At 69.8% G+C, this 23,655-nt stretch carries 17 protein-coding genes; 9 read left to right on the top strand and 8 right to left on the bottom strand.

Annotated elements, in window-relative coordinates:
• Positions 1 to 714 precede the first annotated feature (714 nt).
• On the bottom strand, positions 715 to 1,905 hold the full coding sequence (locus tag ACWIYF_RS22225) for an IS110 family transposase (RefSeq protein ID WP_448624997.1): 1,191 nt from the start codon (positions 1,903 to 1,905) through the stop codon (positions 715 to 717).
• Positions 1,906 to 1,963: 58 nt separating this feature from the next.
• On the opposite strand from ACWIYF_RS22225, the gene ACWIYF_RS22220 reads away from it, so the two are divergent.
• Both ACWIYF_RS22220 and ACWIYF_RS22215 read left to right on the top strand, forming a co-directional pair.
• On the top strand, positions 1,964 to 2,623 hold the full coding sequence (locus tag ACWIYF_RS22220) for a TetR/AcrR family transcriptional regulator (RefSeq protein WP_448628786.1): 660 nt from the start codon (positions 1,964 to 1,966) through the stop codon (positions 2,621 to 2,623).
• On the top strand, positions 2,620 to 3,657 hold the full coding sequence (locus ACWIYF_RS22215) for a DMT family transporter (protein ID WP_448624996.1): 1,038 nt from the start codon (positions 2,620 to 2,622) through the stop codon (positions 3,655 to 3,657). The genes ACWIYF_RS22220 and ACWIYF_RS22215 overlap by 4 nt, the downstream gene beginning before the upstream one ends.
• A 101-nt stretch (positions 3,658 to 3,758) precedes the next feature.
• On the opposite strand, the gene ACWIYF_RS22210 is transcribed toward ACWIYF_RS22215, so the two are convergent.
• From ACWIYF_RS22210 to ACWIYF_RS22180, 7 genes are all read right to left on the bottom strand, one after another.
• A complete protein-coding gene (locus tag ACWIYF_RS22210) occupies positions 3,759 to 4,508 on the bottom strand; it encodes an SDR family NAD(P)-dependent oxidoreductase (protein ID WP_448624995.1) in 750 nt (249 codons plus the stop codon).
• Positions 4,505 to 4,984: a hypothetical protein gene (locus ACWIYF_RS22205; protein ID WP_448624994.1), complete on the bottom strand. Its 480-nt coding sequence runs from the start codon at positions 4,982 to 4,984 to the stop codon at positions 4,505 to 4,507. The genes ACWIYF_RS22210 and ACWIYF_RS22205 overlap by 4 nt, the downstream gene beginning before the upstream one ends.
• Before the next feature lie 140 nt (positions 4,985 to 5,124).
• A complete protein-coding gene (locus tag ACWIYF_RS22200) occupies positions 5,125 to 7,167 on the bottom strand; it encodes an oxidoreductase (protein WP_448624993.1) in 2,043 nt (680 codons plus the stop codon).
• 49 nt (positions 7,168 to 7,216) lie between these two features.
• A complete protein-coding gene (locus ACWIYF_RS22195) occupies positions 7,217 to 8,035 on the bottom strand; it encodes an amino acid ABC transporter ATP-binding protein (RefSeq protein ID WP_448624992.1) in 819 nt (272 codons plus the stop codon).
• Positions 8,032 to 8,997 (bottom strand): amino acid ABC transporter permease, encoded by a 966-nt coding sequence (locus ACWIYF_RS22190; protein ID WP_448624991.1) that lies wholly within the window; start codon positions 8,995 to 8,997, stop codon positions 8,032 to 8,034. The genes ACWIYF_RS22195 and ACWIYF_RS22190 overlap by 4 nt, the downstream gene beginning before the upstream one ends.
• A gap of 185 nt (positions 8,998 to 9,182) precedes the next feature.
• Positions 9,183 to 10,133, bottom strand: a complete 951-nt coding sequence (locus ACWIYF_RS22185; RefSeq protein ID WP_448624990.1) for a transporter substrate-binding domain-containing protein — start codon at positions 10,131 to 10,133, stop codon at positions 9,183 to 9,185.
• Positions 10,134 to 10,566: 433 nt separating this feature from the next.
• Complete coding sequence (locus ACWIYF_RS22180) at positions 10,567 to 11,313, bottom strand: GntR family transcriptional regulator (protein ID WP_448624989.1); 747 nt, start codon at positions 11,311 to 11,313, stop codon at positions 10,567 to 10,569.
• A 117-nt stretch (positions 11,314 to 11,430) separates the two neighbouring features.
• Here ACWIYF_RS22180 and ACWIYF_RS22175 point away from each other — a divergent pair, with 117 nt between their 5' ends.
• From ACWIYF_RS22175 to pdxA, 7 genes are all read left to right on the top strand, one after another.
• Positions 11,431 to 12,348, top strand: a complete 918-nt coding sequence (locus tag ACWIYF_RS22175; protein WP_448624988.1) for an ornithine cyclodeaminase family protein — start codon at positions 11,431 to 11,433, stop codon at positions 12,346 to 12,348.
• Complete coding sequence (locus ACWIYF_RS22170) at positions 12,345 to 13,364, top strand: proline racemase family protein (protein ID WP_448624987.1); 1,020 nt, start codon at positions 12,345 to 12,347, stop codon at positions 13,362 to 13,364. Before ACWIYF_RS22175 ends, ACWIYF_RS22170 begins: the two co-directional genes overlap by 4 nt.
• Positions 13,365 to 13,579: 215 nt before the next feature.
• The gene (locus tag ACWIYF_RS22165) at positions 13,580 to 14,422 is read left to right on the top strand and encodes a proline dehydrogenase family protein (RefSeq protein ID WP_448624986.1); all 843 of its coding nucleotides are present in this window, start codon (positions 13,580 to 13,582) and stop codon (positions 14,420 to 14,422) included.
• Positions 14,423 to 14,453: 31 nt separating this feature from the next.
• Entirely contained in the window at positions 14,454 to 16,079 is a 1,626-nt protein-coding gene (gene pruA, locus ACWIYF_RS22160; RefSeq protein WP_448624985.1) for an L-glutamate gamma-semialdehyde dehydrogenase, read from the top strand.
• 181 nt (positions 16,080 to 16,260) lie between these two features.
• Complete coding sequence (locus ACWIYF_RS22155) at positions 16,261 to 21,147, top strand: NAD-glutamate dehydrogenase (protein ID WP_448624984.1); 4,887 nt, start codon at positions 16,261 to 16,263, stop codon at positions 21,145 to 21,147.
• Positions 21,148 to 21,166: 19 nt separating this feature from the next.
• On the top strand, positions 21,167 to 22,528 hold the full coding sequence (locus ACWIYF_RS22150; RefSeq protein ID WP_448624983.1) for a four-carbon acid sugar kinase family protein: 1,362 nt from the start codon (positions 21,167 to 21,169) through the stop codon (positions 22,526 to 22,528).
• Positions 22,525 to 23,568, top strand: coding sequence for a 4-hydroxythreonine-4-phosphate dehydrogenase PdxA (pdxA, locus tag ACWIYF_RS22145; RefSeq protein WP_448624982.1), 1,044 nt, complete (start codon positions 22,525 to 22,527; stop codon positions 23,566 to 23,568). The genes ACWIYF_RS22150 and pdxA overlap by 4 nt, the downstream gene beginning before the upstream one ends.
• The last annotated feature ends 87 nt before the right edge of the window (positions 23,569 to 23,655 follow it).

Below are 23,655 nucleotides of genomic sequence, written 5' to 3'. Positions count from 1 at the left end.
GTGATCGGCCCACCGCACCATCCGCAGGTCGTGGCGGCCGTCCGTCGTGCGGGGCCGTCTACTCCGGCGGGCTTCACCTCGGTGCGGGCCTCCCTGGTTGGGGTTCGTTGGGCCTGCTGACGCCGTTGCCGCTCGCGCTCGCGCCGTCGTGCACGGTATTCCGAGCTTCCGCTGTTTCCCATGAAGACAACGGTGCAGACGAGCCTCCCGTAACTCGTCACCACGAATTGCGGAACCCGACGGTGCATGAGGTGTGTAGCACTTGATCTTGTGCATTCTCCAGTGAGGGTGGCGTTGACATGGCTCGGCATCTTCGGCGTCGTGTCTTCGGCGTCGAGCCGGGCGACTGCGCCCCAACCGTGGCCGCCTTCAGCGCCGCTCTGGGTCCGGTTGCTGGAGGACCGAGGTCGCACCCCATATCGGATCGGGTTCGTGCCCACCCGGCAGTCAGGCGCACGCGGGAAACGGCTGCGTGCTCGGCCCGCCGTCAGTCGTGCGGCCGTCGGCTTCCGTCAACGCCTTCTCGTCACAACGAATGGCGAGGGCCGAGATGGGCCTCTATGTCTAGCGCCGCCGAAGTTCTACCTTGAGGGCTGCGGTGGGCGTGGGAGTCAGGCTGAGGCGAAGAGCGGGAGAGGGACTGGAAGTCCTGCCACGCAGCCGGCTGAGGCCGTAGAGCCGTGTCCCATTAGCCGACCTCACGTCCACCGCCCTTCAGGCCGCGATCGGCACGGGTTGGCTGCAGGCCTGGTCGGCGCGCAGGGTCCGGTAGACGACGTCGGAGAGCCGGCGCTTGAGGCAGCGCAGCGCTTCGCGGGGTGTCTTGCCCTCGGCGCGTTTGCGCTCGTCGTAGGCGCGGCCTTCGGTGTCGGCGCGGATCTCGGTGATCGCGATGGTGTAGAGCACGCGGTTGAGCTGCCGGTTGCCGCCGCGGTTGAGCCGGTGGCGCACGGTGCGCCCGGAGGAGGCGGGAATGGGCGCGGAGCCGTTGGCGGCGGCGAAGGCATGCCGGGAGGGATAGCGGCAAACGTCGACGACCTCGGCCAGGATCCGCGCGGCGACGAACACCCCGACGCCGTAGATGCCGGTCAGCGTGGTGCCGCTCTGCTGTACCAGGGCGGTGATCTGCTCGCGCAGGCCGGCCAGTTCGGCGTGGATGGCCAGCAACCGAGCCAACCGGGCGCGGGTGACCGTGGCGCGGATGCTCGAGTCGTTCTCCAGTAGCTCCTGCGCCGCCCGCAGGTGGGTCGGGCTGGTCAGCCGGGGCAGGTGGTACTGATAGCCGGGGCGCAGCCAGCCCAGGTCGGTGTGCACCCGGTTGACGATGGCGGTGCGCTCGCAGATGAGCTGCTCGCGGTAGTCCATCAGCACCCGTAGATCGGCCGGCAGCCCGTCCATCGGCCGCACCGCCGGCAGGTTCTCTTCCCGGGCGGTGATCCGGGCGATGCAGACCGCGTCGACCGGGTCGGTCTTGCCCTGACCCGGTCGAGACAGCCGTTCCCGGGAGGTCAGCAGCGGCGGCACCTCCACCACGGTTGCGCCGGCCTCGATCAGGTGCATGGCGGGGGCCCAGCCGAAATTCGTCGAGCCCTCGATGCCGACCCGCTCGACTCGGTGCTCAACGGCGAGGGCGGCCAGGGCGGTGAAGCCGGCCGGATCGTTGGGCAGCTGGCGGACCAGCATTACCCGGCCGCCGCCGTCGATCACCGCGACGACCAGGGTGTCCTTGTGGCTGCGGTTGTTCTTCGCGTCGTATCGGGCGCTACCCAGCCGGCAGGTTGGAGCGGAGCGGACCGGACCGTGGATGCGCCGTGTGCCTTGGAGGGCTCTGTGTTCGGCCGCGGTCAGACGTGCGGCGGCCTGTTGCTTGGCGTGGAGGGTGGCCAGGCCCCCGTCGACCGGCACGTAGCAGCGGCGATCGGAACCACAACCCGGTCGAAGTGTCCTTCCGAAGGCCCCGCCGATCCTCTCGATTGCGCTGCTTCTCGGCCTAGGTAGACTGGTCTACCTAGGGCAGGGGGGTTCAGTCATCACTACACACAAGCCCAGCGCGGGTCGTGGCCATGGTTCCGCCCGCGCACGGATTCTGGATGCTGCCGCACAGCGCTTCTACGCCGAGGGCATCGGTGCCACCGGCATCGACGCGATCACCGCCACGGCGGGCGTGGCGAAGATGAGTTTGTACAACAACTTCGCCTCGAAGGCCGCGCTCGTGGAGGCCTACATCGACCGGCGGAACGAAGAGTGGCTCGACCTGTACCGAGCCCGGATCCTAGACGCCGCGACAGCTCGGGAGCGGGTGCTGGCGGTGTTCGACGCCTACATCGATCACGCTGCCGCCGCCTATGACCACGGTTTCCGAGGCTGTGGCCTGCTCAACGCCGCCGCCGAACTTCCCGTCGGCGATCCTGGACGGATGGCGGTGCGGCGCCACAAGCAGCAAGTCGAGCGCCTCCTTCTCGAGTCGTTGAGTTCGTTGACCGACAGCGCGGCGGCGGAGCGGCTGGCGGAGCACTTCAGCTTCCTGCTGGAAGGGGCGATGGCCCGCGCTGGCCTGGAGGGCCAGTCGACTCGTCTGCACCATGCTCGCGCGTTTGCCGCCCAGATGCTGGCCGCGCTGTGAGCCCGAGGACCAGCGGCTTTGCCGCGGTCCTCGTCACCTCGGTTCTGTGGGGCACGACGGGAACCGCCGCGACTTTCGCCGCTGACGCCGGCCCGTTGGCGATCGGAGCGGCCGCACTGGGCATCGGCGGCCTGCTGCAAGCGGTGATCGGCCTGTCGTCCCTGCGCCGCTCGAGGCAGGCGCTGCGGGGGCACGCGGGACTGGTGACCGTCGGGGCGGTGGCGCTGGGCATCTATCCGCTGGCGAACTACAGCTCGATGCACCTGAGTGGCGTGGCGATCGGGACGGTCGTCTCAGGGGCGGCCGCGCCACTGGCCTCCAGCGTCCTGGAACGTGTCCTGGAACGCCGGCTCCTCAGCAGGTCGTGGATGCTGGCCGCGTCCCTGGGCATCCTCGGCAGCGTCCTTCTATGCCTGTCGCAGGCGGGCGGACCGGCAGCGACCGCCACGGCGACAGCCGCCGGCGTCGGGCTGGCGTTGCTGGCCGGCTCGAGCTACGCGCTGTACTCCTGGGTGGTCCATCGGCTGATGGACAGCGACATACCGCGGGCGGCGTCGATGGGCGCCGTCTTCGGGGCCGGCGGAGGCCTTCTGATCCCCGTCCTCCTGATCACAGGCGCGCCTTTGCTGGCGTCGACGCAGTCGGTCGCAGTGGTCGCCTACATGGCCCTGGTGCCGATGTTCCTCGGGTATCTCTTGTTCGGCTACGGGCTCACCCGCCTACGCCCCAGCACCGCCACGACCCTCACCCTCACCTCGGTGGCCGTCGCGGCGGTGCTGGCAGTTCTCGTGGTGGATGAGCGACTGACGATGATGGGCTGGATCGGCCTCGCGCTCATCTGCGCCACGCTCATCGTGCTTGCCCTCGCCGCACCGACATCGCCGACTCCCGGGTCAATGCGTCCCGGGAGGCACCGGCACCCGGCTGCACGGGTCCATGAGCAATCTCTGCCGCCCTCGCACAGCGGTCAAGCACGAGCACGGCTGCACGGTCAACGGCCCGCCCAGGCAGACGGTCGGGTCTCGACACACTGAGTCCAGGGACTCGTGGGGCGCCTCGAGCGGCTGCGGGACGCCAGTGGGCTTGGTCTACCGCGCGACTCCTGGTCGGCGCGGACGGAGGCGCAGGCTCTATCTCACAAGCCGACGCCCCCGTCGACCGTGAGGATCTCGCCGGTCACGTAGCTCGACGCCTCGCTGGCGAGGTACACCACGGCGGGACCAAGCTCATCCGGGGCTCCGTATCGACGCAGCGGGAGGCGGTCCAGGTACTCAGGCTGATCCGGTTCCGTCATGTCCGTGAGGAAGGGCCCGGGGGCCACGCCGTTGACCCGGATGCCGTGGTGGGCCCATTCCACGGCAAGGGCCCGCGTCAGCTGATGTACGGCAGCCTTTGAGCTCATGTAGGCGGCCTGCGGTCGGCGCAAGACCATGGTCGCTCCGACGGAGCCGACGTTGACGATGGAACCACTGTGGCGTTCGATCATCCGGCTCGCGACGGCCCGCGAGGTCTCCCACACGCCGTCCACGTTCGTCGCGAAGGTCCGCCTCCAGAGATCATCGGAGGTTTCCAGCGCCGTGCGGATGGTGCCCACGCCAGCGTTGTTCACCAACACGTCGATACGCCCGAACTCGCTACAAACTCGGTCGATGCCCGCCTCGATCTCGTCGCGTCGGGTCACGTCGAGTCGCACGTCGATTGCTGTGATGCCGGCGGCGGCAAGTTCCGCTCTGGCGTGAGCCGCCGCCTCTGCAGAACGCGCAGCAAGGGCCACCGAAGCGCCGGCCTCACCCACCGCCCTCGCTATGGCCAGACCCAGCCCGCGATTGCCGCCGGTCACCAGGGCGACCTTGCCCACGAGGCTGAAACGATCGAGGACGGTCATGACCTGCGTCCCGCGTCATGGAAGGTTTCGCCGGCGAGGAATGCCTCGCGCCGTCGAGGCTGATCGTCATCGGGTCGACGGCCCACCGCGGCGGACATGGCGGGGGACGGGCGGGCGAGAGTGACGCGGCCGGTGGCAAGATCGAGGTCAAGCAGGCCGGAATTCTGAGCCGCGCTCAGGAGTCGGAGCGTGAAGCGATGGTGCCTCAGCGCATGGAGGGTCGTGACGGGCCGGCTGTTCATGAACGCCATGAGGTCGCCGAGCGACCTGCGACGTGTCGTGCGACCGACTCGATCCACCCCTCGGCCGTCCCCCCCATCTCGGGAGGTGACGGGGCAGAAGCCATGGCGACGACAGGGAACCACCTCACCCACAGCTGGCACGAAGGTCGCTGCCTCGTACGCCAGCGCGGAACCGCAATCGAGCCGGGCCGAGTAGATCGCCTGCGTACTGCTGCCAAGGCGATTGGTCGGCATGGGTCCGCGTCCTCCTTCCGTTGGGAACCGACTGCCATGCCGGCGCACCGCGCTCGTGGACGGCCGGCTCGTCGGAGCGCTGCCCCGCCAGCAGCCATCCAGGCCTGCGGCTACTGACGGAGCAGCTTCGCTCGCTGCGGTCAGAGGTTCATGCAGAGACGACGGGCGTCGAAAATCGCCGCTTGGATGCCCCGGTGCGCGACCGCGTCCCCGATGCGGAACAGGGCGATGGAGCCGGTCGGGGCATCCAGCGTGGGTTGCCGGGCGCCCTTGGCGAAGGCGGCCAGGTCCGTCTGGCCGCCGTTGACCGACTTCGAGCGCAGCTCGTCGTAGACCTCGGTGACCGGCAGTGTCCCGTGCTCCACGACGAGGCGTTCGACGGTCCGCTCCTGGATCTCGCCGGTGAAGACATTGCGCAGCTCGAGCCGCAGGGCCGTCCCCTCCTTGCGGGCCGTGACCAGTTCGTGGTCGGCGGTGAGAACAACGCCCTTGCCGTAGAGCGCCCGCAGGTAGTCGGGGGTGAGCAGAGGGACGACGTCCTGCAGGGGGGTCCGGTCCGGGGTGACGAGTTCGACGCGGGCCCCAAGTCCGGCGAGATGTTCGGCGGCCAGGGCTGCCTGCTCGGTCCCGTGGTCGTCGTACACGAGCACCGACCCGTCCGTGGTCCGGCTGCTCCCCACGGCGTCCCAGGTCGACTCGGCGTACTCGTTGCCCTCGTCCAGCACGTCGGTGTTGGGCATGCCACCGGTGGCCACGATGACCACGGTCGGGTCGAGCTGCAGCACATCGGCCGCGTCGGCGTAGGTGTTGAGTCGGACGGTCGCGCCGGCGGCCTTCACCTGGGCGGCGAGCCAGTGGATGATCGCCGCCTTCTCCGAGTGCCGATGGCTGCGTGACGCGAGCAACAGCTGCCCGCCGAGGACGTCGGCCGCCTCGAGCAGGGTGACCTCGTGCCCCCGCTCGGCGCAGACACGGGCCGCCTCCAGGCCCGCCGGACCCCCGCCGACCACGACGACCCGTTCGATGCGCCCGCTGGTCGGCTGGATCAGCTGGGGGATGTACTGCTCCCGGCCCGTGGCCGGGTTGTGGACGCAGTACGTGCCGTTCGGGGACATGCAGGACAGCGCCCCCACGCAGGGGCGGATGTCGTCCTCCTTGCCCGCGAGCAGCTTGGTGACGATGTGCGGGTCGGCGATGTGCGCCCGGGTCATCCCGACCGCGTCGACGAACCCCTCGCGCAGCGCGTGTCGCGCCGTCGCCAGGTCCGCGATCCGCCCGGCGTGGAAGACCGGCAGGTCGACCGCGGCGCGGATGCTGCCCGCCATTCCCAGGTGCTCGCCCTGGGCCCGGCCGAAGCCGGAGATGATGTCGGCCAGCTCGGCGTCGTTGTAGCCGCTGCCGTAGATCACGTCGAGGAAGTCGACGAGCCCCGACGCTCCGAGCGCACGAGCGATCTCGATCGATTCGGACAGCCGGACGCCTCCTTCGGCGCCCTCGTCGCCGGCGATCTTCACCCCCACGATGAAGTCGTCGCCGACCCGGCGACGCACCTCACGAAGGACGTCGAGGGCAAACTTCAGCTTCCCGGTCGCGAGCGAGTACTCGTCGTCTCTGGCGTTGGTCCGTGTCGCGAAGAACTGGTCGATGAGGTGGCCTGCGGAGGCCTGCACCTGAACGCCGTCGAGGCCGCCCTCCTTCGCCAGGGCGGCGGCGTCGCCATACGCCCGGACGAGTCGCTCGAAGTCGAAGTCCTCCATCTCCTTCGGGAAGCTCCGGTGCGCGCGCTCCCGGATGGCGGACGGTGACACGGTGGGCAGCCAGTCGCCACGGACGTCCACCGACCGGCGCCCCAGGTGCGTGATCTGGACCATGATGGCGGCGCCGTGGCCGTGCACCCGCCGGGACACGTCTCGGTAGAAATCCACGACTCGCGGATCGAAGGCGTCGAAGTTGTCGAAGACGTTAGCCGAGTCGATGGCGACGTTGCTGGACCCACCGATGATCGTGAGCCCGACGCCGCCCTTCGCTTTCTCCTCCGTGTACATCGCGTACTTCTCACCCGGCACGCCGTTGTCCTCGAGGTAGTACAGGGGAGCGTGCGCGGTGCTGAAGATGCGATTGCGCAAGGTAAGGTGCTTGATCTGGAGCGGCTGCAGGAGCGGGTCGTTCGACAGGGGCTTCATCGCATTCCGTTCAAAGTGACGTCGACTGGAGAAAGATGGTTCAGGGGGCTTAGAGGATGCTCTTCAAGAAGGATCTGGTGCGCGGATGCTGGGGGTTGTCGATGACGGCTTCGGGACGACCCTGCTCCACGATGACCCCGTCGGCCATGAAGACAACGGTGTCGGCGACGTTGCGAGCGAAACCGATCTCGTGCGTGACGACGACCATCGTCATGCCCTCGTTGGCCAGCCTCCGCATGCTCTCGAGGACCTCACCCACCAGTTCGGGGTCGAGCGCCGATGTCGGTTCGTCGAAGAGCATGATGGACGGGGACATGGCAAGGGCGCGGGCGATGGCCACCCGCTGCTTCTGCCCCCCGGACAGATGGTTGGGGTAGGCGTTCTCCTTCTCCCGGAGCCCCACACTCCCAAGAACCGTCTGTGCCGTCTGGACGGCGTCCGCACGACTGCGGCCCTGGACCCTGATAGGTGCCTCGATGACGTTCTCGAGCACGGTCATGTGCGGAAAGAGCCGGAAGTCTTGGAAGACCATTCCGACGTGCGTCCGTTGACGCGCTATTTCTCGCGGGCGGAGCTCGTGAAGTTTGTCCCCTCGGCGCTGGTAGCCCATCGGCTCGCCGTGCACCAGGACAGCTCCCCGGTGCGGCACTTCCAGGTGGTTGATGCACCGCAGGAGGGTGCTCTTCCCGGACCCCGACGGGCCGAGAATGCACATGACTTCTCCCTGGGTGACTTTCAGGTCGACGCCCTTGAGGACCTCGAGGGAGCCGAACTTCTTGTGGAGGTCGATGATCTGCACCACTGCGTCCCGACCACCGCCCTCCGCGGTCTCCCGCACACGCTCTCGTCCGTCCGGTGCCAGGGTCATCGCTGGGCCTCCGCAGTGGGTTGTGACGCAGCAACATCAGTGGGAAGAAGGGATTTGTCGCGCCGCCTCCAGTGCGGAAGGAAGGTCGCTTCCTTCCGTGCCGGGCGCCGGGTGTCTCCGCGTCCGTACTTCTTCTCCAGCAAGTACTGGACGTAGGTGAGCACGGTCGTCACGACCAGGTACCAGAGGGCCACGACGATGAGCAGCGGAATCGTCTGGAAGTTCTGCGAGTAGATGAGCTGCGCCGAGTAGAGCAATTCCGGCAGGGCCAGGACGCTCACCAACGACGTGTACTTCAGCATGCCGATCGTCTGGTTGGCGGTCGGCGGGAGCAGGATCTTGACGGCCTGTGGAAAGACGACTCGCCGGAACGTCAACATGCCGGTCATCCCGAGCGCGTGGGCCGCCTCGGTCTGGCCGTAATCCACCGACAGAAGGGCACTACGGATGATCTCCGCCATGTAGGCCGCCTCGTTCAGGCCGAGGCCGAGGACCGCCGCGACGTACACGGTGACCAGGGCGTTCGTCTCCGCGGTCACGAACTCGGGGCCGAACGGTATGCCGAGACTGAGTTTCGGATAGAGCGCGGCGAGGTTGTACCAGAAGACCAACTGGATGAGGAGGGGCGTTCCTCGGAAGAACCAGATGTAGGCGCCCGCGGTCTGAGAGAGCACCGGGTTCGTCGACATCCGAGCCACCGCCAGCGCGGTGCCGAGGACCACGCCGATGAGCATCGCGAGCGCCGTCAACCACAGCGTGCGCCAGAGACCCTGCAGGATCTGGTCGCTGAAGAAGAACTCGCCCACGACGGCCCAGCCGAAGCGATCGTTGACCAGGAGGGTGTGGGCCAGCATGGCCAGGAGCACGGCCAGGACCGCGACTGCCAGCCACTGCCCGTAGGGCAGTCGCCTGACGATCGTGGTGGGATAGGGAGTCGCCGATGGTGCGTCGGAGCCGTGCATGTCAGTGCCTCTCGAACTGGTGAACCACGTTCTTCGTCACCCTGCATCCCTGGCGCCGCATTCCTGAGGGCGCGCGGGGGGCCGGCGGCGGTGAGTCGTGCCTGGCGTGAGCCTCCGCCCGATCCGGCGCGGGCCGGCGCTATCGGCGCGCCGGCCTCACCCGTCGTCTCGTCGTCGAGCCGTCGTCATACCCCGGTCTGGGCGTGGATCTCGGCCTTCTCGACGTTGCCCTTTCCAGCGTTGAACTCGTCGAGGATCTCCTGCATCCGACCGGAGTCGATGAGCTCCTGGGTGGCCGCCCGCACGGCCTCTGCCATGTCCGCCTCGTAGGGCGTGTCGGCGAGCGCGATACCGGTGGCCAGGGTCGGGAGGAAGTCTGCGTCGAGCAGCCGGAACTGGTTGGGGGCCTGGTCCAGGACATAGGCGAGCTGGCTGGTCGACCCGATGCTCACGTCCGCGTTGCCGCCTTGCAGAGCCAGGTTGACCTGTGCCTGTTCCTTGTAGGTATCGACGGTGAGCGTCGGCGAACCCTGCTCCTTGCAGGCGGCGGCCGCCTCGTCCATCCGCTGCTGCTCGATGGATCCGAGCTGGACGGCGACCGTCAGACCGCAGAGATCCTCTTGCTTCGAGATTTCCTCGATCTCGCTGTCCTTGGCAACCAGGAAGGAGTCGCCCGACTCGTGGTCGGACACGAACCAGAGAAGCTCCTGGCGTTCCGGGGCGACGTAGATCTCGCCCATGGCGACATCGAATCGGTTGGCCTGCAGGCTGGCGATCAGACCGTCGAACGGGACGATCGTGATCTCCGCCTTCAGGCCCATGATCGTGGCGATGTCCTTCGCGATTGCGACCTCCCAGCCGGAGGGGTCGCCGCCCCCGGGAGGAACGATGACGGCCGGCGGGTAGACCTCGGAGGCAACCCGCAACGTGCCGGTCTTGGCGACTTCCTCCGGAACGGTGGCCGAGATGGCCTCGACCTCCGCCACCTTGATCTGTCCGCTGCTTCCGGCGGCTTCCTCGTCGCCGCTCGACGTGTTCCCACCGCACGCTGTCATCGCGGTCAGGAGGCCGACGGATGCTGCGGTGAGCGTCAGGCGGGTGCGCCGGCGCACTCGCGTGCTGCGCGTCTTCGTCATGTTGCTCAGGTCCCTTCGAAGTCGAACGAGCGTCATGGGATGACGCGCCCTGGCGGGGAAGAGCTCCGGACTGCCGGTAAGAGGCGTCACATGTGATGGGTAACATACTACTGGCCGATTAGGGGCACAATGCCCGTTCGAACTTTCCCCGGGAACCGGACAGCGCGAGGCCGTGAAGGCCGAGCCGACTGGGGGCGGGAGGATTGGTCAGCCCGGCGAGCAGTGGCTCCCCTCGACCGCTCACCTGCCGCGTCGGCGCGAGGACGCCACGGTCAACGAAGTCGCAGCCGTGGGAAGGGCTTGTCCGTTCCCCTACTCACAGCGGCCTGTCGGATCCGACCAAGCGCGGTACGGGGACCCCGGGCCGACGGGTGCTGGCTCCGGCACAGCGGCCGGGAGGATGCGGGACGAGCGGGACCCCTGGGCGGGCGGATCAGCCCATAGGGGTGCTGCTCTTTTCGGCGACGTGTGCGCTGTCCTCGCTCGCTTCGCTGCCCCCGGCCCATATGCCCCGGACATGTCGGAGATGCTGCCGCATGAGTCGTTCGGCGCCGTCGCCATCGCGGGCCTCGATGAGGTGGACGAGGTCCGCATGCTCCCGCGACGAGGGGAAGATCTGGTCCGGAGTCAGTGACTGCAGTCCGTAGAGGCGCGATTTCGTCCGCAACGACCGGGCCACCTCCACCAGCTCGGGATTGCCGGCAAGCCCCAGCACAGCCAGGTGGAACTCCATGTCCGCGGTGACGTACTCGATAAGATCGTGTCGTTCGGCGGCTTCGATGATCAGGTCTGCCAGAGCGTTCAACCGCTTGATCTCGCTCGGATTCGCACCCGCCTCTGCCACGGCGCGCACGGTGGGCACCTCGATCAGGACGCGGACATCGGTGATGCTGTCGAGCTGGGCCGGCGACAGTTCGGTCACCCGGAACCCCTTGTTCCGCAAGGCTTCCACATGTCCCTCGCTGGCCAGGTCGAGCATCGCCTCGCGGACGGGCGTGACCGAGACTCCGAACTCCTCGGCAAGGCTGGGTGCCGAGTAGACGATCCCGGGCTGCAGCTGGCCGGAGATCACGGCGCCACGGAGCATGTCCCTGATCTCCTCACGCAGGTTCCGCCTGCTGGAGAACGAGGGGAACGCCAGTCGACTTTCGTCGTCCTTCTCGTACGGGCCGCGCGCCATCTGGGCACTCCCTCGCTTACGCCGGGCTCGAATCTTCTCTAAGCATGCCATGCGGTGTGTAAGGTGCTACATGTCACATGCTTCCCTTGCCCGAGATCACTCCTCAGGAGGACACGGATGAAGACCGTCACGCTGGACGCCGCAGACGTGCGGGCCGCCACTTCCATGAGCGAGGCGATCGACGCGGTCCGTCAGGCGTTCCTCGACCTCGCCGCGGGGCACTTCGAGCAGCCGACCCGGACGGCGATGAGGGACGGTCAGTTCCTGGTCATGTCGGCCCACCACCGCCCGAGCGCCACGGCGATGGTCAAGACGCTGAGTCTCAACTTCGCGCGGCAGCCGGCCATCATCGGCTCGGTGACCTGGGCCGAGGTGGGTCGCACGCAGCAGTTGGTGGCCGATGCCGCCGCCGTCACCGCGCTGCGCACCGGCGCGATCTCCGGTGTGGCGACCGATCTGCTCGCGCCCGACACCGCCAGCCGGATGACCATCATCGGCGCCGGGGGGCAGGCCGCGGATCAGGTGCGCGGCGTGCACGCGGTCCGGCCACTGCAGGAGCTCACCGTGGTGGATGTCGACAAGGACCGAGCCGCGGCGCTGGTCGAGGTGCTCGGCCCGGAACTGTCCGGCGTCGCCACCGCGGTCAGTAGCGACATCGCCGACGCGGTGGCCGACGCGGACATAGTCACCTGCGCCACCCCGGCGACGGAGCCGCTCGTGACCGCCGCCATGTTGTCGCCGCGGGTCCACGTCAACGCCATCGGCGCCTTCCGCCTGACGATGCGGGAGCTTCCGGATGACCTGCTCGCGGAGGCCACGGTCGTCATCGACGACCTGCCCGCGATCCTCGAGGAGTCAGGGGAGATCCATCACGCGCTGTCGGCGGGCGCGATCACCACGAACGACCTCACCGAACTGGGCCATGCTCTCGCCGACCCGCCTGTGCGACGCGACCGCACGGTGTTCAAGACGGTCGGCGTCGCGGTGCAGGACTGGGCCATCGCCCGCGCCCTGGCCCAGAAGGTGCTCCGGTGAACGCGTGGTCCGTGTCGACGACCGACTACCACACGGCCGGGGAGCCGTTCCGGATCGTCGCCGAACCCGGGGTGCCGCTGCCCGGCACAACGGTCGCCGACCGACGGGCACGCGCGATGGACAGCCCGGACGCACAGCGGCTGCGGGAGCTGCTCTGCTTCGAGCCCCGCGGTCACGCCGACATGTACGGCGGCTTCCTCGTCCCGCCGGACGATGACGGAGCTCACCTGGGCGTGCTGTTCTGGCACAAGGACGGTTTCTCCACCGCCTGCGGGCACGGCACGATCGCGCTGGGCGTGTGGGCCGTGGACACCGGCGTGGTGCGGGCGCCCGACGACGGCAGCGTCGACGTCGTCATCGACGTTCCGTCCGGCAGAGTCACGGCGCGCGTGCACCGCGACGCCGGCCGCTCCGTCGCGGTTGACTTCGTCAACGTGCCGAGCTACGTGCTCGCCCGCGACGTCCCGCTGAGGACCAGTCGCGGCCAGGTCGCGGTCACCGTCACCTACGGCGGGGCCATCTACGCGAGCATCGACGCCACTAGTGTCGGGCTCACCGTGGAGCCAACCCACTACCAGGACCTCATCGCGCTCGGCCGCGAGGTCAAGTGGGCGCTCAACGACACCGACCACGCCACTCACCCGGACGATCCGCGACTGAGCGGGATCTACGGCACGATCCTGCACGAGGATCTCGGGGGGGACGGCGGATCGGTGCACCAACGCAACGTGACGGTGTTCGCCGACGGCGAGGTCGACCGCTCACCCTGCGGGTCGGGCACGTGCGCCCGACTGGCCGTCCTGGCCGACCAGGGCCGCGTGTCCCCGGACGGGCCGCAGCTCCGGCACGAGTCGATCGTCGGCTCCCAGTTCACCGGCACCGTCGTGGCCGCAACTAGTGCCGCCGGCCGATCGGCCATCGTCCCGCAGGTCACCGGCATGGCGTACCGAACCGGTGAGCACACCTTCGTCGTCGACCCCGCCGACCCGCAGGTGCCCGGCTTCGTCCTGCGATGAGCGGTGGGCGTCCTTGGACGAATGGCCAGTCGACGAGGACGTCGTCCATTCGGTGACCCGGCCGTCTCTTGACCGGTAAGGTGTGACACCTTACCGTCGGTTGCAAGCCGATGAAGCATGAAGGGGACAGCGTGTTCGCTCAGACGCTCCAGGGAGTGACGGGGAACCCGGCGGTCCGCAGGGCGATGACCCGCAGCCGGCTCAGCCGTTCGGTCGTGTCGCGATTCGTGCCCGGCGAGGACGTCGACGCAGCGGAGAGCGCTGTCCGCACCCTGACCGGCGCCGGGCTCAGGTCCACCCTCGACTATCTCGGCGAGGACATCACCGACGTCGCCCAAGCCGTCGAGACCGTCGAGACCTACCGCCGGCTCGTGACCCGGCTGGCCGACACCGGACTGGCCGAGGGCAACGAGATCTCGGTCAAGCTCTCCGCCCTCGGTCAGTCCCTCGGGCCGGACGGGCCGAAGGAGGCCACGGAACGGGCCCACGATCTGGTGCAGCACGCCACCGCCCGCGGCGTCGACGTCACGTTCGACATGGAGGACCACACCACCGTCGACCACACCCTGGGAACCCTGCGCACGCTGCGCGCGGACTTCCCCCGGGTCGGGTGCGTCCTGCAGACCATGCTCTTCCGTACCGAGGCCGACGCCCGGGACCTCGCGTACCCGGGTTCACGGGTCCGGCTGGTCAAGGGCGCGTACGCCGAGCCGGCGTCCGTCTCCTACTTGAAGAAGGCCGACACCGACCGGGCGTACGTCAGGTGCGCGCGCATCCTTGTCGACGGCGGCGCCTACCCGATGATCGCCACCCACGACCTGCGCATGGTCCGGGGCGCCGAGCGATTCCTCGCCGACCGCGGCAAGGGCCCGGCCGACGCCGAGTTCCAGATGCTCTACGGAATCCGCTCCGGCGAGCAGCGCCGCCTCGCCCACGCCGGCCACACCGTTCGCATCTACATCCCCTTCGGCACCGACTGGTACGGCTACTTCACCCGCCGTCTCGCCGAGCGCCCCGCCAACCTCGCGTTCTTCCTGCGAGCCCTCGTCAGCCGGTAGACCCGACACCCCGGAGCGTGATTCCGCGATCATGGACGCCGTCACCCAGGTCCCCCCGCCCGTCAACGAGCCCGTGCACACCTTCATCCCGGGAAGCGCGGAACGCACCGTACTCGAGGACCGGTTGAAGAAACTCGCCGCCGAGCGAGTCGACCTCACCATGACCATCGGTGGGCAGCAGCGGCTCGGCGGCGGTGAACCCATCGACGTGCTCCAGCCACACCGCAAGGACGCCGTCCTCGGCACGATGCACAACGCGACGCAGGGCGACGTCCGAGCGGCGGTGGAGGCCGCTCGCGCCGCCGCGCCGGCGTGGCAGCGGATGTCCTACGACGACCGGGCCGCGGTCTTCCTCAAGGCTGCCGAGCTCATGGCCGGACCGTGGCGCCACACGATCAACGCGGCCACGATGCTCGGTCAGAGCAAGACGTGCTACCAGGCCGAGATCGACGCACCGTGCGAGCTGGTCGACTTCTGGCGGTTCAACGTCCACTTCGGCCGCCAGATCCTCGAGGAACAGCCGCTGAGTTCACCCGGTGTCTGGAACCGCTTCGACCACCGGCCCCTCGAGGGCTTCGTGCTGGCGATCACCCCCTTCAACTTCACCGCGATCGCGGGGAACCTGCCCACCGCACCGGCCCTGATGGGCAACACGGTGATCTGGAAGCCCTCGCCGACCCAGCAGCTCGCCGCGCACTACACGATGCGCGTGCTCGAGGAGTCCGGTCTGCCGCCGGGTGTCATCAACATGGTCACGGGAGACGGCCGGGCGGTCAGCGACGTCGCTCTCGTCGACCAGGACCTCGCTGGGATTCACTTCACCGGCTCCACCGCGACCTTCGGCCACCTCTGGCGGACGGTCACCGAGAACCTGACCGCCTACCGGGCCTACCCGCGCCTGGTCGGCGAGACCGGCGGCAAGGACTTCGTGATCGCCCACCCGTCAGCCGACGTCGACGTCCTGCGGACCGCGTTGGTGCGCGGCGCGTTCGAGTTCCAGGGACAGAAGTGCTCCGCGGCCTCCCGCGCCTACATCCCTCGGTCGGTGTGGAACCGGCTGCGCGACTCCTTCCTTGACGAGGTCGAGGGCATGCCGATGGGAGACGTCACCGACTTCTCGATGTTCCTCGGCGCGGTCATCGACCAGCGCTCCTTCGACCGCCTCGTCGGCGTCCTGGACCGTGTCCGCGGCGAGGACGGGGTTGACCTCCTCGCCGGTGGCGCCGCCGACGACAGCGAGGGGTTCTTCGTCCGTCCCACGGTCGTGCAGGCGGACGACCCCGATCACGAGGTGTTCACCACGGAGTACTTCGGGCCGATCCTCGGCGTGTTCGTCTACGACGACGCCGACTACGACCGGGTCGTCCGGCAAGCCGCCGACGCGGCTCCGTACGGACTCACCGGGTCGATCATCGCGCAGGACCGTGCCGCGATCGTGGAGGCCATGGAGGTGCTGCGGTTCTCGGCCGGCAACTTCTACGTCAACGACAAGCCCACCGGTGCGGTCGTCGGCCAGCAGCCGTTCGGTGGGGCCCGGGCCAGCGGTACAAACGACAAGGCGGGTTCGATCTTGAACCTGCTCCGCTGGGTGTCCCCGAGGTCGGTGAAGGAGACGTTCGTGCCGCCCACCGACTACCGCTATCCGCACATGGGCTGACCCCGCGGGCGCCGTCGGTGCCTGTTCGCCCACGGGCGCGTACGAGCGTCGCAGGAAGTCTCGGCCCCGCCGGGGCGCGTCGCCGCCGATCCCCCGTCCGCCTCGGGTGGGGGCGGGCCCTCGAATCCCCTTCCTGTCGCACCGGATCCCCGACCGCACCGCCTGACAGCAGGAGCCGACGATGCCTCCGACCACCGTGCCCGCCGACCCCGCCCCGACGCGACCGGTCACCGCGACCACCTGGGGGAAGACCCTGCCCCCCGCGCTGCGCTCAGCGGCCTCGGCGGGGCTGTTGAGCCGCGAGTGGTCCACCTCGGACGCGTCCGGGGAACTTGCGGAGCGTTCGGCTGATCACCTGGCCGCCGCCGTCGTCTCACATCTGACTGCCGGCCTCCGGCGCACGCCGGGGCACGCCGTGGTCCGGGCGGTCGACGGGTCGGCGTCCGGCGCAGGCCCGGTGCGCACGACCGTGGAGGTCGTCACCGACGACATGCCGTTCCTCGTCGACAGCATCACCTCCGCACTCACCAGGCTCGGCAGAGGAATCCACTCGGTCGCGCATCCCCGACTGGCCGCCCGTCGAGACGAGACCGGCGCGCTGCTCGGCCTCGCCCCCGCCGCCTCGGCGGAGGACCAGGACGTCGTCGAGGCTTGGATCCGCGTGGAGGTCGACCGGCAGGCGGATTCGGAGGCCCAGGCCACCCTGGTGGCCGAGCTCGTCGACGTCCTCGCGGACGTGCGCGCGGCGGACCGGGACGGGCGGCCCATCCGTGCCGCGGTGCTGCGGCTCGCCCAGGAGCTCGAGCGTGGCGGTGACGAGGCGCGATCCGCGGCAGGGTTCCTCCGCTGGCTCGCCGACGACCGGTTCACCTTCCTCGGCTGGCTGGAGTACGACCGGGCGGACGGGCACGGCGGCCCGTGGCTGGCCCCCCGCCAGGACAGTGCGCTGGGTGTGCTGGCGGAGGAGCGGCACCACCGCGGGTCAGCCCTCCTGCCCGCCGGACGCCGGCTGCTGCAGGTGACCAAGGCCGAGGCACGCGCCACCGTGCACCGTTCCGCGTACGCCGACGAAGTGCGGGTCCGCCGGTACGACGAGCAGGGCGAGATCATCGGCGAGATCCGCCTGCTCGGCTTGTTCAGCTCGGACGCGTACACCGAGAGCGTGCGCCGCGTCCCGGTGGTCGCCGACAAGGTCGCGGAGGTGCTGCGGCGGTCGCGTCTTGCTCCCGACAGCCACTCGGGGCGCGATCTGCTGAACGTATTGGAGCGCTTTCCCCGCGACGAGCTGCTGCAGGCAGAGGTCGAGGAGATTCTGCCGACCGCGCTCGCCGTCACCAGGCTGCAGGAGCGCCGGCGCACCCGTGTCTTCCTGCGCTCGGACGTCACCGGCGGGTTCGTCTCCTGCCTGGTCTTCCTGCCCCGCGACCGCTACACGACCCGAGTCGGCGGCGCGGTCGCGGACCTGCTCCAGCAGACGCTCGGGGGGTGGACGACCGAGAGTGCCCTACACGTGTCCGAGTCGGCGCTGGCGTGGCTGCACGTCGTCGTGCGTCCCCGGCCCGGTGAGTCGCTCTGCAAGCCCGACCCCGCCGAGTTGGAGTCCGCCGTCGCGGCCACGGTCCGCTCCTGGGAGGACGACCTGCTGGACGCGGCCAGGGGGGAGCTGGGCGAGCAGGACGGGGCAGCCCTGGTTCATCGCTGGCTGGCGGGCATTCCCGACGGCTACCGCGCGGAGGTGCCGGCGCGGCGCGCCGTCGACGACCTCCGCCGGGTCGAGAGCCTGCTCGCGACCATCGCCACAGCGGAGTCGCACACGCCATCGGAACCGGTCCTCGCGTTACGCGAGGCTGCCGCGGGCGAGCCCGGCACCTGGCAACTCAGCCTCTACCGGTACACCCCGGCCACGTTGTCCGAGGTGCTGCCGCTGCTCACCGATCTCGGAGTGGAGGTCACCGACGAGCGCCCGCACCTGCTCCAGCGCGTCGACGGCCAGCGGGTCTGGGTGTACGACGTGGGTCTCCGCCTGCCAGCGTCCTTCCCGTGGGGGCCGTCCCGAGCCGACGACAGGCAGGACCGCGACCGGTTCTGCGCTGCCTTCGCCGCTGCCTGGGCCGGGCGCGCGGACAGCGACGCGCTGAGCCGGCTCGTGCTCGCCGCTGAGCTGACGTGGCGCCAGGTGTCCGTGGTCCGGGCTCTCCTGCGCTACCTGCGACAGACCGGTCTGTCGTACAGCCTGGACTACGTCGCCGGTATCCTCGTGTCCGAGGCCGCGACGACCCAACTCCTCGTCGAGCTGTTCGAGGCCCGCTTCGACCCCCGTCGGCATCCGGATGAGCGGTCGCGCAAGCGGGACGTGCGGGTATTGGAGGAGCAGACCCGGGCGGCGCTCGACGCCGTCGAGGGTCTGGACGCCGATCGCATCCTGCGGGCCCTGCTGTCCGCCGTCCGTGCCGTCCTGCGGACGAACGCGTTCCAGCGCGGAGCCGACGGCGAGCCGCCCGAACACCTGTCCTTCAAGGTCGAACCGGCCCAGGTCGCCGGGATGCCCGAGCCCCGGCCGGCGTACGAGATCTGGGTGTACAGCCCCCGGGTGGAGGGCGTGCATCTGCGCTTCGGTGAGGTCGCCCGCGGCGGGCTGCGCTGGTCCGATCGGCCTGAGGACTTCCGCACCGAGGTGCTGGGCCTGGTGAAGGCGCAGGTCGTCAAGAACGCCGTCATCGTCCCGACCGGCGCCAAAGGCGCATTCGTCGCCAAGCGGCTACCCGATCCGGCCGCCGACCGCGCCGCGTGGTGGGCCGAGGGGGTGGCCTGCTACCGCACCTTCGTCAGCGGGCTGCTCGACGTGACGGACAACCTCGTCGACGCGGGCGGCCGGCAGGTCGTGGTGCCACCGGCCGACGTCGTCCGCTACGACGGCGACGATCCCTACCTCGTCGTGGCCGCGGACAAGGGCACCGCGACCTTCTCCGACATCGCCAACGCCATCGCCACCGAGCGGGGCTTCTGGCTCGGTGACGCCTTCGCCTCCGGGGGGTCCAACGGCTACGACCACAAGGCCATGGGCATCACCGCCCGGGGCGCGTGGGAGAGCGTCAAGCGGCACTTCCGCGAGCTCGGCGTCGACCCGCAGACCACCGATATCACGGTCGTCGGGGTGGGCGACATGAGCGGCGACGTCTTCGGCAACGGCATGCTGCTGTCCGAGCACATCCGATTGGTCGCGGCGTTCGACCACCGCCACGTCTTCCTCGACCCAGACCCCGACCCGGCGGTGTCCTACCGCGAGCGGGCGCGTCTGTTCGCCTTGCCCCGGTCGTCGTGGGCCGACTACGACCCGGCGGTGCTCAGCCCCGGTGGGGGTGTCCATCCGCGCATGGCCAAGTCCGTGCCGATCACACCGCAGGTCGCGGCCCGGCTCGGGCTGCCGGTGGGCACGACGGGGCTGAACCCCGACGACCTGGTTCGGGCGATCCTCGCCGCACCGGTCGATCTGTTCTGGAACGGCGGCATCGGCACCTACGTCAAGGCCTCGACCGAACCGCACACCGACGTCGGCGACAAGGCCAACGACGCGGTCCGGATCAACGCCGCCGACCTGCGCGTCCGCGTCGTGGGCGAGGGCGGGAACCTCGGGCTGACCCAGCGAGGCCGGATCGAGGCCGCATCGTCCGGGGTGAAGCTCAACACCGATGCCGTGGACAACTCGGCCGGGGTCGATTGCAGCGACCACGAGGTCAACATCAAGATCCTGCTCGACCGGCTGGTCATGGACGGCGTGCTCGACGCCGAGGAACGCAACCGCACGCTGGCGCGGATGACCGAGAACGTCGCCCGCCTCGTGCTCCGGGACAACGACGAGCAGAACCGGGTGCTGTCCATCGAGACCGCCTTCGCCGGTGAGCACCTGCCGGCGCACCGACGGTTTCTCCAGGCCCTCGAGGACGCGGGTCAGCTCGACCGCGAGCTGGAGGCGCTGCCGACGACAGCCGAGTTCGATCGGCGTGGGCGGGCGGGCGGAAGCCTCACGACGCCAGAGCTGTCCGTTCTGCTGGCCTACGCCAAGATCTCGCTCGGCGCGGCCGTGCTCGCCAGCCCGCTGCCGGACGAGACGTGGGCGCGGAAAGCTGTGCGTGAGTACTTTCCCGTGGAACTGGTCGAGCGCTACGGCGATCGGCTCGACGAGCACCCGCTCCGCCGGGAGATCGTCACCACGGTTCTGGTCAACCGGGTGGTCGCCTCGGCGGGGATCACCTTTGCCTTCCGCGCAGCTGAGGAAACGGGGGCCGACGCCGCCGAGGTCGTGCGCGCGCACGCCGTCGCCACGCACGTGTTCGATCTCGAGGCGCGGCGGGCGGCAGCCGAGGCCTTGGACGGACGCGTGCCCGCGGACGTCCAGGCCCGGCTGCGACACCATCACCAGCGGCTCCTCGACCGCGCCGTGCGGTGGTTCCTCCACGCCCGGCCAGAGGGAATCGACGTGCTGCGCGAGGCCGAGCGGTTCGGCCCGGTAATCCGCGAGCTCGGCGAGCGGATCCCCGACCTGCTCCTCGGCCAAGACCTGGACTACGTGCAGGACCTGGCCGGCCAGTTCACCTCGGGGGGCGTCGACGCCGTCGAGGCGCTGCGCACGGCCGCTCTGCTCTCGGTCTTCACGCTCCTCGACATCGCTGAGGTGGCGGAGGACACGGTGGTGCCCGACGCCGACGTGGCCGCGACCTGGTTCGTGCTCTCGGAGCGGTACGGCCTCGACAGCCTGCTCACGGAGGTCTCCGCCCTCCGGCGCACGGACCGCTGGGAGACCCTCGCCAGGGCGGCGCTTCGCGACGACCTCTACACCGTGCACCGTGAACTGGCCACGGCCGTACTCGGCCACGCGCGCGGCGGCCTGCCGGCTTCCCCGGCGCCCTCGGACGTCGACTCCGCGGTCGCGCGGTGGGAAGCGGAGCACGCGCCGGCCGTGCGACGTGCTCGCCAGACCCTCGCGGAGCTGGAGACGTCCGGGCGGACCGATCTCGTCGCCTTGTCGGTGGCGCTGCGCACCCTGCGGGCCGTCCTCCGCCGAAGCTGACCTCGCCTCCGTCGTCGTCATGGGGGAGTACCTGGGCTGTCCGCTCGGGCAATCCAGCGTGGATCGGGATCGCGCGAGGATGGAGGGAGCAGGCTTGGCGCTGACAACAGAAGACGCCCGCGGGGTGCTCGTCCTGGCCGACGACCTCTCCGGCGCGGCGGAGACCGCATCCGTGCTCATGTCGCGCACGTTGCGCACCGAACTGGTTCTCGCCCCGCCGGCCGACGATCTCCCCGCCGACGCCGACGTGCTCGTCGTCGACCTCGACGACCGCGAGCAGACGCCTGCGGCAGCAGCCTCGCGGGCGAGGACCGTGCTCAGCGCGGTGACGACGACGGAGCCGGCACCGCGCGTGCTGGCCAAGTTGGACTCCCTGCTGCGGGGAAATGTGGCGGCGCGACTCGATGTGCTGCACGCCCGGAGTGGCGTGGTCCTCGCCCCCGCCCTGCCCGCCCTCCACCGGGTGGTACGCGACGGCATCCTCAGCATCGACGGCGCGCCCCTCTCGCAGACGCGTGCCTGGGCGGCCCAGGGGGTGCCCGCACCGGACACGGTCGCGGTGGCCTGCGCGCCGCTGCGGACTGTGGCGCTGAACCTGCAGGCCGTGCGGTCGGACCACTTGTCCATGGCCATCGCCGACGCACTCCGCGCCGGTCTTGTCCCCATCTGCGACGGCGAGACGGATGCCGATCTGGAGGCGGTCGTCGCTGCGGTGGCGGCGCTGTCGCCCGATCTGCCGGACGTCGCGTTGGCCGGGTCCGCCGGCCTCGCGGCTGCCCTCGGGCGCACCTGGTCAGCCGCGCCCGGCGCACCTCCGCCGCCGCGACCGGACAGCCGCGGCCCCCTGCTGGTCGTGGGCACCGCCGAGGAGATCGTCGCGCAGCAGGTGGCGCGCCTGGTCGACGCCGGCGTATACGAGATGCGTCTGCCGACCGCCGCGTTGCTGGCGCCGGCATCCGACTCGGGCGCGGTCGAGCAGCTTGCCACCGCGGTCGCCGCAGGACCGGTCGTCGTCCGCCCCGACCCGGCGGCACCGCTCGTCCCCGCGGATTCACGGCGTCTGTCAGCTGGGCTCAGCGACCTCGTCGCGCGTGCGCTGGCCAGGATCGGTGCGCCCGTCGACATGGCGCTCACCGGTGGCGAGACCGCACGCCGGGTCCTCGACGCCCTCGGCGTCACCCGGCTGACTCCGCTCGGGCAGGTGCACCACGGTGCCGTCCTCTGCCGGATGCCCGACGGTGCCAGTGTCGTCACCCGGCCGGGCAGCTTCGGAGGCCCCGACTCCCTGCTCTCGATGCTCGCGGCGCTGCACTCCATCGGCCCCGTCACCACACCACCGACGACCGCCTCGGTCCGAGGCTCGAAGGAAGGCACACCATGAACGCTGTCCCCGCACCGGCCGGCACCCCCACCAGCGACGCAGCCCCTCGACCGATCATCGCCGTGACCATGGGCGACGGAGCGGGCGTGGGCCCGGAGATCGTCGTCGGCGCCCTGGCCGCCCCTGAGATCGCCGAGCTCTGCCGGCCCGTCGTGGTCGGGGATGCGCGCCGCCTCCGGGCGGCAGCCAAGATCCTCGATGTGGGCGCCGACGTGGTCGCCGTTGACTCGATCGACGAGGCGGAGTTCCCGCCCGGCCGGGTGAACGTCATCGATCTCGACCTGCTGCCGGCCGACCTGCCGTGGGGCAGGTTGTCCCCGGTTGCCGGCCACGCCGCCTACGAGTACATCCGGGTGGCCAGCGAGCTGGCGATGGAGGGTCGCGTCCAGGCGATCTGCACGGCGCCTCTCAACAAGGAGGCGCTCCACGCCGCCGGTCACGTCTTTCCCGGGCACACCGAGCTGCTGGCGCACCTCACCGACACCGAGGAGGTGTCGATGATGCTCAGCTCAACGCGGCTCCGAGTCATCCACGTGACGACGCACATCGGCCTGCTCGACGCAGTGGCCAGGATCGAGCCCGGCCTGGTCGAGCGCACCGTCCGCCGCGGGCACGAGGCGCTCATCCGGGCCGGCGTCTCGTCGCCGAGGATTGCCGTATGCGGTATCAACCCGCACGCCGGCGAGAACGGGTTGTTCGGCTACGGCGAGGAGGAGGAGAAGATCGTCCCGGCGATCGAGCGGCTGCAAGCCGACGGCATCGACGCCCGCGGGCCGCTGCCAGCAGACACCGCCTTTTTCGTCGCTGGCCGGGGCGACTACGACCTCGTTGTCGCGATGTACCACGACCAGGGCCATGGCCCGGTCAAGGTGCTCGGTATCGAGGCGGGCGTGAACATCACCGTCGGTCTCCCGGTGATCAGGACGTCGGTGGATCACGGCACGGCCTTCGACATCGCCGGGACCGGGAAGGCCGAGGTCGGCAGCATGATCGAAGCGCTGCGCCAGGCGGCGCAGATGGCGCCGAGCCAAGGCAACTGATGAGCGTGGCTCGAGGCCGACAGGGCTGGTTGCAGTTGTGGTCGCAGTTCGGGCCGTCCGCGAATGTGCGCAGACGTTCGTGGTCGT

This window comes from Geodermatophilus sp. URMC 64, from assembly GCF_053502555.1.
Note: the sequence above shows the minus strand (reverse complement) of the source record. Positions and strands in the feature narration are given on the sequence as shown.